General features: G+C 36.6%; 11 protein-coding genes. 10 read left to right on the top strand and 1 reads right to left on the bottom strand.

The genetic code is table 11. The annotated features are described in order from the left end of the window. Positions 1-204: 204 nt before the first annotated feature. The 6 genes from KQI71_RS01295 (at position 205) to KQI71_RS01270 (ending at position 8,835) form a co-directional block, all read left to right on the top strand. Positions 205-1,194 (top strand): Gfo/Idh/MocA family protein, encoded by a 990-nt coding sequence (locus KQI71_RS01295; protein WP_216433296.1) that lies wholly within the window; start codon positions 205-207, stop codon positions 1,192-1,194. A gap of 15 nt (positions 1,195-1,209) precedes the next feature. Beyond that, positions 1,210-1,983, top strand: a complete 774-nt coding sequence (locus tag KQI71_RS01290) for a peptidylprolyl isomerase (protein ID WP_216433294.1) — start codon at positions 1,210-1,212, stop codon at positions 1,981-1,983. 12 nt (positions 1,984-1,995) lie between these two features. After that, positions 1,996-3,393, top strand: a complete 1,398-nt coding sequence (gene pdxR / locus KQI71_RS01285; protein ID WP_216433292.1) for a MocR-like pyridoxine biosynthesis transcription factor PdxR — start codon at positions 1,996-1,998, stop codon at positions 3,391-3,393. A gap of 10 nt (positions 3,394-3,403) precedes the next feature. Then, entirely contained in the window at positions 3,404-4,798 is a 1,395-nt protein-coding gene (clpX, locus tag KQI71_RS01280) for an ATP-dependent Clp protease ATP-binding subunit ClpX (RefSeq protein WP_216433290.1), read from the top strand. A 347-nt stretch (positions 4,799-5,145) separates the two neighbouring features. Beyond that, positions 5,146-7,101 (top strand): fructose-1,6-bisphosphatase, encoded by a 1,956-nt coding sequence (locus KQI71_RS01275; RefSeq protein WP_216433288.1) that lies wholly within the window; start codon positions 5,146-5,148, stop codon positions 7,099-7,101. Between the two features lie 57 nt (positions 7,102-7,158). Next, positions 7,159-8,835 carry a S8 family peptidase gene (locus KQI71_RS01270; protein WP_216433286.1) on the top strand — a complete coding sequence of 559 codons (1,677 nt, stop codon included), beginning with the start codon at positions 7,159-7,161 and terminating at the stop codon, positions 8,833-8,835. 53 nt (positions 8,836-8,888) lie between these two features. Here the strand turns inward: KQI71_RS01270 and KQI71_RS01265 are convergent, their stop codons facing one another. Continuing rightward, positions 8,889-10,199 (bottom strand): oligosaccharide flippase family protein, encoded by a 1,311-nt coding sequence (locus KQI71_RS01265; protein WP_216433285.1) that lies wholly within the window; start codon positions 10,197-10,199, stop codon positions 8,889-8,891. 137 nt (positions 10,200-10,336) lie between these two features. Here KQI71_RS01265 and KQI71_RS01260 point away from each other — a divergent pair, with 137 nt between their 5' ends. From KQI71_RS01260 to mnmA, 4 genes are all read left to right on the top strand, one after another. Further along, complete coding sequence (locus KQI71_RS01260) at positions 10,337-10,792, top strand: RrF2 family transcriptional regulator (RefSeq protein ID WP_216433283.1); 456 nt, start codon at positions 10,337-10,339, stop codon at positions 10,790-10,792. 12 nt (positions 10,793-10,804) lie between these two features. Continuing rightward, a complete protein-coding gene (nifS, locus tag KQI71_RS01255; RefSeq protein ID WP_216433281.1) occupies positions 10,805-11,986 on the top strand; it encodes a cysteine desulfurase NifS in 1,182 nt (393 codons plus the stop codon). A gap of 79 nt (positions 11,987-12,065) precedes the next feature. Continuing rightward, positions 12,066-12,503, top strand: a complete 438-nt coding sequence (gene nifU, locus KQI71_RS01250) for a Fe-S cluster assembly scaffold protein NifU (RefSeq protein ID WP_216433279.1) — start codon at positions 12,066-12,068, stop codon at positions 12,501-12,503. Between the two features lie 10 nt (positions 12,504-12,513). Continuing rightward, entirely contained in the window at positions 12,514-13,599 is a 1,086-nt protein-coding gene (mnmA, locus tag KQI71_RS01245; RefSeq protein ID WP_216433277.1) for a tRNA 2-thiouridine(34) synthase MnmA, read from the top strand. Positions 13,600-13,617 lie beyond the last annotated feature (18 nt).

The raw sequence follows: 13,617 nt of genomic DNA, 5'->3' as shown, positions 1-13,617 counted from the left end.
CAACGAGAAAAACACGAAATGTTTTACGAGTCTGTAGAGAAATGAAATTTCCAAGATGGAATGCAAAAGAAGTGGCGAGGAATTTATTTTTTGCCATGTAGGCATTCCATGAGTATCCTCGTTGAGCAAGGCTAGGAGGCCTGCGACTTTGGAGATGTCTAGGAAATTTGTCCTGAGATTTTTAATAACAGGAGGAATGTGTTTATGATTCGTTTAGCGACAATTGGTACTAATTTTATCACCGATTGGTTCATGGAAGGTGTTCAGGAGCTAGAGGAAATCAAATTGGTTGCGGTTTATTCAAGAAGTCTTCAAAAAGGAAAGGCTTTTGCGGCAAAATATCATGTAGATAAAGTATATGATAATTATGAAGAGATGGCTCAGGATTCAGAGATCGATGCAGTTTATATAGCAAGTCCGACGTATATGCATTATGCACATTCTATTACAATGATCAATTATGGAAAACATGTGTTATGTGAAAAACCGGTTTGTTCTAATAAAGAAGAGCTTGATCTTTTGATTCATGCGGCAAAAGAAAACAATGTTGTTTTTATGGAGGCAATGAAAAATGTACATTCGCCTGGATTTCAAGCAATGAAAGATCATCTTCATAAACTTGGAACAATCCGAAGAGCAACAATCCAGTATTGTCAGTATTCATCTAGATATGATAAATTTAAAAATGGGATTGTGGAAAATGCATTTAATCCTAAACTTTCGAATGGAGCCCTGATGGATATCGGATCTTATGCGGTCCATTTTTTGGCTGCTTTATTCGGCAGACCAAAAAAAATTCTTTCGGACAGTATTTTCTTGGAAAATGGTGTAGATGGTGCTGGAAGTATTCTGGCTTCCTATGGGGATAAACAAGCAGAAGTTATTTATTCTAAAATTACAAATTCAGAACTTCCTACACAAATTCAGGGAGAAGATGGATGTATGGTGATTGAGGAATGTCCGATTTTAAAGAAAATTACGATTTATGGAAGAGATGGAAGTATGGAAGAGTTGTCTTTTGATTTCCGAGATAATCCAATGATTTATGAAACAAAAGACTTTATTCGTTTAATAAAAGAAGGAAATATAGATCACGAATTTTTACCATGGTCTGAAATGGAAATGGAGATTCTTGATGAAGTCAGAAGACAAAATCATATCGTATTTCCAGCAGATAAGATCAGAGAACAGTAAAGAAAGGAAATGAGAATGAGAAGAGCGATAATGACAGGCTGCATGATTCTTTCCATGGCTTTATGTGTAGGATGTGGAGCCAAGAAGAGCGGTGATACTGCAAAAAAAACGACAACAGAAGCAAAAAAAGAAGATAAGGTTTTATCAAAATATAAAGTTCCTAAAATTACAGGGGCCAAAAAGACAAAGCAGCTTGCGGATGCACAAAAGGGAGAAACGATCGCAACAATGAAGGTAAAAGGATATGGGCAAATGCGTTTTAAATTTTTCCTAAAAGAGGCACCGCTTGCAGTGAAAAATTTTGTGACTTTAGCGGATAATGGATATTATAATGGACAGAAATTTCATCGTGTTATGAATGATTTTATGATTCAGAGCGGAGATCCGACAGGAACAGGAAGTGGTGGAGAAAGCATTTGGGGAAAAGAATTTAAAAACGAAACAAGTGATAAACTACTGCCGCTTCGAGGATCTTTATGCATGGCAAATGCTGGGCAAGATACAAATGGAAGTCAATTCTTCATTGTTCAGGCAAAAGCAGATACTGCAAAAGAAGCGATTGAGACAGGAAGCATTGACTTGACAGATGCACAGAAGAAGTTGTTTGAGGAACAGGGAGGTTATCCTACGTTGACTGGAGGTTATACTGTTTTCGGACAAATGATCGATGGATATGATGTGCTTGATAAGATTGCAGTAGTTAAGACAAAAGATAATGGAAGTGGTGAGCAGAGTACACCAGCCAAAGATGTAATTATTGAGAAAATTACAATTGAAAATGCAAAATAAGCAGGTGATTTTATGTTGATAGTAGGACTTGATCCAAAGAAAAAAGAACCTTTATATCAACAAATTTATTATGGCATCCGGGAAGAAATTAAGACGGGTGCCATTCCTTTTGAAGCGAAGCTCCCATCATCTAGGCGATTGGCGAAACATTTGGATGTCAGCAGAAATACCGTTGATTTAGCCTATGAACAGCTAGTTGCAGAAGGTTATATTGAATCAAGGCCAAGAAGTGGTTTTTATGTTTGTAAAATAGAAGAATTAGCTTCACTTAATATTCCGGTAAAGATTAAAGAAGAACCAGTGCCAGTACAGGAAAAGATTCCATTTGATTTTTCGCCAGTCGGTGTAGATATGACACAATTTCCTTATCACATATGGAGAAAACTGTTAAAGGAAATTATGATCGATGATAATAGTGAATTATTTCAAAAAGGAGATCCACAGGGAGATTTTGAACTGCGGCAGGCAATTATGTATTATTTGAGCCAGTCAAGAGGAGTGCATGCGAGTACTGGTCAGATTGTGATTGGTGCTGGAATGGAAAATCTTTTATTTTTACTGCGTCAGGTATTGGGAAAGAATCAAATCATAGGAATTGAAAATCCGGTATATACAAATGCACATGGAATTTTAAAAGAACTGGAATTTCAAATTTGTCCAGTTTCCATGGATAAAGAAGGATTAAATGTTAAAAAATTAGAAGAAACAAAGGCGAATCTTGCTTATGTGACACCGGCACACCAATATCCAACAGGCGTTGTAATGCCAATTGGTCGTAGGGGACAGTTAATTCATTGGGCAAAGGAAAAGGAAGACCGCTATATTATAGAAGATGACTATGATAGTGAATTCCGCTATCATGGAAAACCTATCCCAGCTTTACAAGGATTGGATCAGAGTGACAAAGTTATTTATATGGGGACTTTTTCCAAAGCAATTGCACCAGCGATTCGTATCAGTTATATGGTATTGCCGAAAAGATTAATACCGGCTTACAAAAAGACTCTTGGTATTTTTTCTTGTGCAGTATCAAGAATTGATCAGAAAGTGCTGACTCTTTTTTTAAGAGAAGGGCATTTTGAAAGACATTTAAACCGAATGCGTAATATTTATAAAGAAAAGCATGATATTTTACTGGAATGTATGAAAGAGATGGGAAATATTGTTTCGGTCTCTGGACAGGGAGCCGGGCTTCATGTGATCACAGACTTTAAAATAGAAGAAACAGATCGTTTTGAAGAAGAGTTGAAGAAGCAGGGAGTTAGAATCTATCCACTTTCCCATTATTATATAGAAGGAAAACCTTTCAAAGAACAATATATTTTAGGCTTTACTAGAATGAAGAAAAACGATATTATAGAAGGAACAGGAAAAATAAAAGAAATACTTTCTAAGATAATAGAGAAATGAGGGAGACGGTATGTCAGAAGAAAAAAATAATCATGATGATCATGAGATTGAAGAAGTAAAACAGGAAGATGAAAAAAAAGAAATAGAACATTATTGTTACCTTTGTCATCGTCCGGAATCCATGACGGGAAAGATGTTAACACTTCCAAATGATATTTATATTTGTCCAGATTGTATGCAGAGAACATTAGATTCTATGGGAAATGGACAATTTGGTTTTATTGATGCAAGAAATTTGGATCTTGATAACCTGGATTTTACAAAAATCATGGGAGATATGCAGGGAATGCAGCCACAGCCTGCGTTAAAGAAAAAGAAGAAAGATAAAAAAGAAAAACAAGAATTAAATCTTAAAGATCTTCCTGCACCACATAAGATCAAAGCGATGCTGGATGAATATGTGATTGGACAGGATTATGCAAAAAAAGTAATGTCTGTTGCTGTTTATAATCATTATAAGAGAGTGGTTACAAACACGATGGATGAAATTGAAATTGATAAATCGAATATGTTAATGATCGGGCCAACAGGATGTGGAAAGACTTATCTTGTAAAGACATTGGCAAGATTATTAAAAGTGCCGCTTGCGATTACAGATGCGACATCTTTAACCGAAGCAGGTTATATTGGTGATGATGTGGAAAGCGTACTTTCAAAGTTACTGCAGGCTGCAGATAACGATGTTGAAGAGGCAGAACATGGAATTATTTTTATTGATGAGATCGATAAAATTGCCAAAAAACAGAACACAAATAGTCGTGATGTCAGTGGAGAAGCTGTACAGCAGGGATTATTAAAACTTCTAGAAGGTGCAGAAGTAGAAGTTCCAGTTGGAGCAACAAATAAAAATGCAATGGTTCCAATGACAACGATCAATACAAAAAATATTTTATTTATTTGCGGAGGAGCTTTCCCAAATCTTGAGGGCATCATTAAAAAACGTATGATGAAAAAGACTTCGATCGGATTTGGAGCAGATTTAAAAGATCGTTTTGATCAGGAAGAAAACATCATCGCCAATGTAACAAATGATGATTTAAGAGAGTATGGAATGATTCCAGAATTTATTGGAAGACTTCCAATGGTATTTACTTTGGATGGACTTACAAAGGAAATGCTTGTCAAAATCTTGAAAGAGCCAAAGAATGCAATTTTAAAACAATATCAAAAACTTCTAGAACTGGATGAAGTAAAACTAGAATTTGATGATGGAGCTTTGGAAGCCATTGCCCAGAAAGCTTTGGAGAAAAAAACAGGAGCTAGAGCCCTTCGCGCAATCATCGAGAAATTTATGTTGGATATTATGTATGAAATTCCAAAAGATGATTCTATTGGCCGTGTTGTAATTACGAAAGATTACATTGAAAACCATGGAAGTCCAGTGATTGAATTAAGAGATCAGTAAAATCAAAAAAATTTTTATAAAATAAAAAAAGTTGAGACATAACCTTCTTTTCGGTTGTATATATAACAGAAAGAAATGATTTTTCATTTTTTATGTATATAAAACCGAAGGGAGGTTTTTTATTTTTTGAAAACGAAAAAACAATAAGGAAAATGGGTAGGAATTTGAAAATAAAATAGAACGGAAAAAATGACAGCAGGCTTTTTAGGGTAGGAGAGTCTGACTGTCATTTTTATGTATAGGCGTTTGCTATGAAAAAAAGTTATCGTTTGATCAATGAATGGTTCAGGGCTGGTCATTTCCAAAAAGGATTGATAAAATAAAAGATAAGGAAAAGGAGGTTCGCGATGAATCAGGTAAAGTATTTAAAGGAACTGGCAGTTCGTTATCCAAATATCGCAGCTGCTTCAACGGAAATCATTAATCTTCAGGCAATTTTACATCTTCCAAAAGGAACAGAACATTATGTATCAGATCTTCATGGGGAATATGAAAAGTTCAGTCATATTGTCCGAAATGGTTCGGGGGCAGTAAGAAGTAAAATTGAAGATCAGTTTGGAAACACGCTGACAACAAAGGAAAAGAAAAATCTAGCGTCGGTCATCTATTATCCAGAGCAGAAAATGGATTTGATGGAAGAACAAATGACAAAAAACGAAATGATGGAATGGTATCATGTTACGATGATTCGTTTGGTACATATGGCAAGATTGACGGCAAGTAAGTATACAAGATCCAAAGTGCGTAAAGCAATGCCAAAAGAATTCTCTTATATTATGGAAGAGTTGATGACAGAGCATAGAACATTAGACAAAAAGGGATATGTGGAACAAATTCTTGAAACGATTATCACAACAGGAAGGGTGCGTCAGTTTATTGCAGCGATGGCACATCTGATTCAGAGGCTGACGATTGATCATTTGCATGTGATTGGTGATATTTATGATCGAGGACCAGGACCTCATAGAATTATGGATTGTATTATGAATTGTCACACGGTAGATATTCAGTGGGGAAACCATGATATTTTATGGATGGGAGCAGCATCTGGACATCCGGCATGTATTGCAAATGTTGTGCGTATTTGTGCGCGATATAATAATCTTGATGTGCTTGAAAATGGTTATGGAATTAACTTGATTCCTCTGGCCAGATTTGCTTTGGAGTGTTATAAAGATGATCCATGTGAACTTTTCCATGTGTCTGGGGAAGTATGTAAGGAAGATATTCGCGAAGAAGAATTGAATAAAAAAATGCATAAGGCAATTGCAATTATTCAGTTTAAGCTAGAAGGACAATTGATCAAGCGCCGCCCAGACTTTTTAATGGATGACCGTTTATTGCTTGATAAAATTGATTTGAAAAAAGGAACCGTTAAGATCAAAGGAAAAGACTATCCGCTAAAGGATACCAATTTTCCAACAATTGATCCAAAAGATCCATATAAGCTGACAAAAGAAGAAGAATATGTCGTAGATCATCTTGTGACAGCATTTAAATATTGCGCTCACTTAAATGAACATGTTCGTTATCTTTTTTCAAAAGGAGCTCTTTATAAAGTATGTAATGATATGCTTCTATATCATGGATGCGTGCCGTTGAATGAAGATGGAAGTTTTCGTCAAGTTGAAATTCAGGGAGTTGCTTACTCTGGAAAAAATTTATATGATGTGTTGGAACATCTTGCAAGGCAGGGATATTATGAAGAAAAAGATATGGAAGCTCGTGCTTATGGACAGGATATTATGTGGTTTATTTGGTCTAATGAGAATTCGCCAGTTTATGGAAAAGATAAAATGGCAACGTTTGAACGCTATTTCCTTGACGATGCGGCTGTAAAAGTAGAAAAGAAAGATTTCTATTATCGCTTAATTGAAGATGAAAAAGTAATCAATCAGATTCTAAAAGAATTTGGATTGAATCCAGAAACTGGAAAAATCGTCAATGGTCATATGCCGGTTGCGGTTAAAAAAGGAGAAAGCCCTATCAAATGTAATGGAAAATTGTTTATCATTGATGGAGGATTTTCAAAAGCTTACCAAAAAACAACAGGTATTGCAGGGTATACTCTTGTATCAAACTCTTATGGATTAAAGTTAGTCGCCCATGAACCGTTTAAATCAAGAGATGAAGCAATCAGAGAAGAAACGGATATTCATTCAGACACAATCGTTATTAAAAAAGTAACAAGAAGAAAATGTGTAGAAGATACGGATATTGGAAAAGAATTAAAAGAAAAAATAGCAGATCTTGAACAACTTTTATGGGCTTATCAGAAAGGTGTTTTAACAGAACAGTATTAATTTTTTAGTACATAAAGGAAATATGCAGGGCATATATTAAGTAAAAAAGAGGTTTGCATGGATTGCAAAGGCGTACCATCGAGTGAAGATTATTTTGAATTTATTGTAGAATATAGCACGATTATTGAGGATGTGAAAAAAAGATTTGCTACTGATTGTGTAATTCCAATCAGTAATCGTTTTTCTGTGGCGTATGTACCAAAAAAAGGACAAACGGTATTTCGGAGTAGCGATTATGAGTATAATTCGATTCCAAGGTGTTTTGGTTTGATGGACACTGCTGTTATGGAGGAAATAGGAGTTGCTCAGGTAAAAAGAGCTGGACTGGATCTTTCGGGAAGTGGTGTATTAGTCGGCATGATTGATACTGGAATTGATTATCAGAATCGTGTATTTCAATATGAAGATCAGTCATCAAAAATTTATTCTATCTGGGACCAAACCATTGAAAATGAAGAAGGAAAAGCAATTTTTGATTATGGGACAGAATATACAAAGGAAGAAATTGAGCAGGCAATTCAAAGCAAAGAACCATTCAAAGTGGTGCCTTCTACAGATACATCAGGACATGGAACTTTTCTTGCGAGCTTGATCGGTGGAAATCTTTCCGAAGAAAATGGATTTACAGGAGTTGCACCCGATGTACAATTGATTATAGTCAAGCTTCGCCAGGCAAAAGATTATTTGAAAGAATTTTACTGCTTGGATCCATCTTATGAAGCATATGCAGAGACGGATATGATGCTTGCCATTCGCTATATTACTCTTGTAGCGCAAAAGTTAAAAAAACCGATTGTATTGTTTATTGGAATGGGAACGAGCTTAGCTTCTCATTTAGGAACAGGTCCTTTGGATCAATATTTGTCAACGCTTGCACCGTTAAAAGGAACTGCCATTGTCGTTAGTGGCGGAAATGAGGGACAATCAAGGCATCATTACAGTGGAATTGTAACAGAAAATGCAAGTAGAGTGGAATTAAAAGTTGGACCATCGGAATATGGATTTACAGTAGAATTGTGGGGAATGCCGCCAAATGCTTTTTATGTTGACATTGAATCTCCATCTGGTCAGAGAACTGGAAGGATTGCAGGTGGACTAAGAGGACAGAGAGAAGTTAGTTTCCTTTTGGAAAAAACGAGACTGATCGTTGATTATTTTACGGTTGATGCGGTTGCAGGAGCGCCTGGAATCGTCATGCGGTTTCAACATCCAGCACAGGGAATATGGAATATTTATGTTACAGATGATCATATGGGAAGTCGAGAATTTGATCTTTGGCTTCCAATTTCTAATTTCCTTTCGGAAGATACTTTTTTTCTCGAATCAAATCCATTTAATAACTTAGTAGCACCAGGCAACGCAAGTGCATTGATTTGTGTATCAAATTATAATTCTAATAATGGTAGTATTTACATTGATAGCAGCAGAGGGTTTCCAAGAAATGCCATTCATCCAGATTTTGCAGCTCCTGGAGTTGAAATTCTAGGGGCACTTCCAAGAAATCGTTTTGGAAGAAAAACTGGAACGAGTGTATCGGGTGCCATTGTTGCTGGAATGGCGGCATTGATGCTGGAATGGGGATATGTTAAAGGAAATGACATTGAAATTAATACAACCAGAATTAAAAATTATCTCATCCGGGGAGCAAAAAGAGACGCTACAAAAACTTATCCAAATCAGGAATGGGGATTTGGAGCGGTAGACTTATATGAAACATTTTTAAAAATAAGGTAAGAAAGAAGAGAGGTTGCATCAATATTGTAACCTCTTTTCTTTGTTTGTCTGTATTACAGTCGGTATAATTCTTTTTTTAGGTGGAGAGAATTTAAGGTGACGAGCAAAAGGGAGCTAGTCATCATTCCCCATAAATATCCACGAATTCCATAAATAGGTATTACAAAAACAATAAATAAAATTTGAACAGTTAGGGAAATGCTATTATGAAATAAAGTTGCTTTTGTTTTTCCCATACCATTTAAAATACTGGCAAGAGTTCCAGAAAGATAAAGAAATGGGCATAAAAAAGAAAGAGAACGCAAATAATCACCACAGATAGTACTGCCAAAGACAAGCTGTCCGATCCATGGACCAAAAGTAAAGAAGCCAAAAAAGCCACAAAAACCAAGAAAGAGACAAAAGAAAACCGGGTAGCGTACAGCACGATATAAGAGTTTGTGATTCCCTTCTGTTTTGGCTGCAGATACTTTTGGAAGAAGCATAACAGATAGAGAACCTGTGATGGTGGATGGAAAAAGCAGGAATGGAAGGGTCATTCCAGTAAGAACTCCATAAATTTCCACAGCTTCATGCTGGTTTCCATAAAATCTGGTTAGCATCATTGGTATTAGAATGCTTTGTACACTTTGAAGGAGGGTGACAGAAAGAGCATTGCAGGTGAGAGGAAATCCAAGATCAAAGAGTTCACGAAAAAGAGACTCAGAGGAATCCCTTGAAGGTAAGGATGTTTTTTTTGAAAAAAAGTAAAAGAAGAGTGTAAAACAAAGAGAAATAAATTCTCCAATTACCATACCAGCAACAGCAATGAGTGCGGCAACGGGTAAACGGGCAAAGAAAGTGATAGAAATTAGAAAAATAGAGGCCACTCGTGCAATTTGCTCAATACAAAGGGAGAGCGCAGGAAGCTCTGAGTGTCCCATGCCGAGAGACCAGCTGTGGATACATGCTTTTATGCCAACCATTGGGAGAGCAATTACTGCAAGTTTAAGACACGGGATGCAGTCCGTTTCCTTTAAAAATGTTCGTCCAATTTCATCTGCAGTGAAAAAAATAAAAACAGAGAAAAAAACAGACAACATCATAGTAAAATAGACGGTGATTTTTAAAATTTTTCTAGCACTGGCTTCCTGTCCGGCAGCTTTTTTGGAAGCAACGATTTTGGAAAGAGCAGTCTGGAATCCTTGAAAACAAAGAGAGAAACCAACAAGATAAATAGGAAAAATAAGCTGATAAACTCCCATTTGGTGAGCACCAATTAGACCCGCCAGAAATATTCTATTATAGAAACCCATTAGGCGGGCAAAAAGGTTTGCTGTAATTAAGATTAAAGTGCCATGAATAAACGGTCCTGCCTTTTTCATAAACTTGCCTTTTCTTCTTTTTTTTATTGTATGAAAATAAAAAATAAGATATGCGGTATTTTGGTTGACAGTGCCGTTCTGGGATGATAAGATAACAAGGAAAATCCTAGTTAAACAGTCGGGATTGAGGTGAGTCAATGAAATTATCGACAAGAGGACAGTATGGATTACGGGCTTTGGTAGACATCGCAGTGCACAGTGAAGAAGGACCTGTAGCAATCAGTGTGATTTCCGTAAGACAGAATGTGACCGTGCGCTATTTGGAGCAGCTGCTCCCAAAATTAAAAAAAGCGGGAATTATTAAGAGTATTCGCGGAGCGCAAGGAGGTTACCTGCTTTCAGCCGATCCTGAGAGCGTTTCCGTAGGAGATGTTTTAAGAATCCTGGAAGGTGATATGAATCTAGTGGATTGCGCGGGACTGATCGGACAGGGAGAAGAATGTAAAGGTTCCAAATACTGTGTGACCAAGACCGTATGGAAAAGAATCAATGACAGCATTCAGGAGACAGTAGATTCTATCAGTTTGAGAGAACTGATGGATGATTTTAATAAAATACAGTTACATAAGAAAGATGATGAAACAGAAAGGTAGGAACCTGTAATTATGGGTAAATTAATTTATTTAGATCATGCAGCAACAACAGCAGCCAGACCAGAAGTCGTAGAAGCAATGCTTCCATATTTCACAGAAAACTTCTGGAATCCATCAAGTGTATACACACCAGCTTTAAATAACCGTAAAGTTGTAGATAAAAGCAGAGATATTATTGCGAAAAGTCTTGGAACAGATGCAGAAAATATTTATTTTACAGCCGGTGGATCCGAGTCTGATAACTGGGCTTTAAAGGCAACTGCTGAAGCATATCAGAAAAAAGGAAAACATATTATCACAAGTAAAATTGAACATCATGCAATTCTTCATACATGTGAATATCTTGAATCCAGAGGATTTGAAATCACATATATTGATGTAGATGAAAATGGTATTTTGAAATTGGATCAGTTAGAAGCAGCCATCCGCCCAGATACAATTTTAATTTCTGTGATGTTTGCGAATAACGAAATTGGAACCATTCAGCCAATCAAGGAAATTGGTGAAATTGCAAAGAAACACGATGTTATTTTCCATACAGATGCAGTTCAGGCATATGGACAGCTGCCAATTAATGTAGATGAATATCACATTGATATGTTAAGTGCCAGTGGTCATAAATTAAATGGACCAAAAGGAATTGGTTTCCTCTATATTCGTAAGGGATTAAAACTTCGTTCCTTTGTTCATGGTGGAGCACAAGAAAGAAAACGTCGTGCAGGTACAGAAAATGTAACTGGAATTGTAGGACTTGGAAAAGCCGTTGAAATTGCATTTTCTACAATGGATGAAAGAATTAAAAAAGAAACAGAGCTCAGAGATTACGCAATTGATCGTATTCTTTCAGAAATTCCTTATTGCCGTTTAAATGGAGATAGAAAGAGACGTCTTCCAAATAATATCAACATTAGTTTCCAGTTTGTAGAAGGAGAATCTCTGCTGATCATGCTTGATATGGCAGGTGTATGTGCTTCCAGCGGATCTGCATGTACTTCAGGATCCTTAGATCCATCTCATGTACTGCTTGCAATTGGACTGCCTCATGAAATTGCTCATGGATCTCTTCGTATGACACTTGGAGAAGAAACAACAAAAGAAGATATGGATTACGTTGTTGACAAATTAAAAGAAATCGTAGATCGATTAAGAACCATGTCTCCGCTTTACGAAGATTTTGTAAAAAAGAATAAATAAGAAAAATAGGAATATATCATAGAAAATAAAATCTCATTTACAAAGGAGATTGATCGGAAATATAGGAGGAAATAAAACGATGTACAGCGAAAAAGTTATGGATCATTTTCAGCATCCAAGAAATGTAGGAGAAATTGAAAACGCCAGTGGTGTTGGAACTGTTGGAAATGCAAAATGTGGAGATATCATGAGAATTTATCTTGATATCGATGATAATGGAATCATTCAGGATGTAAAATTTAAAACATTTGGATGTGGAGCAGCAGTTGCAACAAGCAGTATGGCAACAGAGCTTGTAAAAGGAAAGAATATTCAGCAGGCGCTGGAAGTAACAAATAAAGCTGTTATGGAAGCATTAGATGGTCTTCCACCAGTAAAAATCCATTGTTCTCTGTTAGCAGAAGAAGCAATTCATGCAGCATTGTGGGATTATGCAGAAAAGAACGGAATTAAGATTGAAGGTCTGGAAAAACCAAAGACAGATATCAGCGAAGGAGAAGAAGAGGAAGAATACTAGGAGTGATATTGTGAAAGAAAAGGTAGTTGTTGGAATGTCAGGAGGAGTTGACTCCTCCGTGGCAGCCTATTTGCTGAAAGAACAAGGTTACGATGTAATCGGAGTTACGATGCAGATCTGGCAGGAAGAAGAAGAGATTGTACAGCAGGAAAATGGCGGTTGTTGTGGACTTTCTGCGGTAGATGATGCCAGAAGAGTTGCAAATACCATTGGAATCCCTTATTATGTCATGAATTTCCGAAAAGATTTTAAGGAAAAAGTCATTGACTATTTTTGTGAGGAATATCTGAATGCGAGAACACCAAATCCTTGTATCGCTTGCAATCGGTATGTCAAATGGGAATCTCTTCTGAAACGATGCCTGGATATTGGTGCAGATTATATTGCAACCGGTCACTATGCACAGATTGTTCAATGTGAAAATGGACGATATGCACTTAAAAGATCCAAGACATTAAAGAAAGATCAGACCTATGCCCTTTATAATCTGACACAAAACCAGCTTTCGAAAACACTGATGCCAGTCGGACAATACTCAAAAGATGAAATCCGTCAGATCGCAGAACAGATTGGTCTTCCGGTAGCGCATAAACCAGATAGTCAAGATATTTGTTTTGTTGATCATGATTATGGAAGTTTCATTGAAGAAACAACAGGTATTTCGATTCCGAAAGGAAATTTTGTTGATACGGAAGGAAATATTTTAGGAAAGCATAAAGGAATTATCAATTACACGATCGGACAGAGAAGAGGTCTTGGGCTTTCATTAAAACAGCCAGGCTATGTAATTCGTGTAGATAAAGATACAAATGAAGTTGTTATTGGAACGAAAGATAAACTCTTTACAGATGTTCTTTATGCAACAAATGTAAACTTTATGCCAGTTGCTGGCATCGAAGGAGAGGTTCGCGTAAAGGCAAAAATTCGTTATAATAGTCCGGAAGTACCATGTACCATTTCTATGGATGGTGAAGACCGAATCAAAGTTGTCTTCGATGAACCACAACGCGCTGTAACACCAGGACAAGCTGTTGTATTTTATGATGGTGATCTGGTTGTTGGAGGTGCAACGATTGAAAAAGCAGTGAAACTGTAGACAATCAAAAGGAGAAAA

The organism is Anaerostipes sp. MSJ-23 (assembly GCF_018918155.1).
Classification (GTDB): domain Bacteria; phylum Bacillota; class Clostridia; order Lachnospirales; family Lachnospiraceae; genus Anaerostipes.
The sequence above is the reverse complement of the archived record's forward strand: the minus strand, read 5'-3'. Positions and strand labels throughout refer to the sequence as shown.

What these genes read in the sequence shown, in the direction of transcription:
- KQI71_RS01295 (WP_216433296.1), top strand. Translation starts at nt 205, where the DNA reads ATGATTCGTTTAGCGACAATTGGTACTAATTTTATCACCGATTGGTTC.
- KQI71_RS01290 (WP_216433294.1), top strand. Translation starts at nt 1,210, where the DNA reads ATGAGAAGAGCGATAATGACAGGCTGCATGATTCTTTCCATGGCTTTA.
- pdxR (WP_216433292.1), top strand. Translation starts at nt 1,996, where the DNA reads ATGTTGATAGTAGGACTTGATCCAAAGAAAAAAGAACCTTTATATCAA.
- clpX (WP_216433290.1), top strand. Translation starts at nt 3,404, where the DNA reads ATGTCAGAAGAAAAAAATAATCATGATGATCATGAGATTGAAGAAGTA.
- KQI71_RS01275 (WP_216433288.1), top strand. Translation starts at nt 5,146, where the DNA reads ATGAATCAGGTAAAGTATTTAAAGGAACTGGCAGTTCGTTATCCAAAT.
- KQI71_RS01270 (WP_216433286.1), top strand. Translation starts at nt 7,159, where the DNA reads ATGGATTGCAAAGGCGTACCATCGAGTGAAGATTATTTTGAATTTATT.
- KQI71_RS01265 (WP_216433285.1), bottom strand. Translation starts at nt 10,199, where the DNA reads ATGAAAAAGGCAGGACCGTTTATTCATGGCACTTTAATCTTAATTACA.
- KQI71_RS01260 (WP_216433283.1), top strand. Translation starts at nt 10,337, where the DNA reads ATGAAATTATCGACAAGAGGACAGTATGGATTACGGGCTTTGGTAGAC.
- nifS (WP_216433281.1), top strand. Translation starts at nt 10,805, where the DNA reads ATGGGTAAATTAATTTATTTAGATCATGCAGCAACAACAGCAGCCAGA.
- nifU (WP_216433279.1), top strand. Translation starts at nt 12,066, where the DNA reads ATGTACAGCGAAAAAGTTATGGATCATTTTCAGCATCCAAGAAATGTA.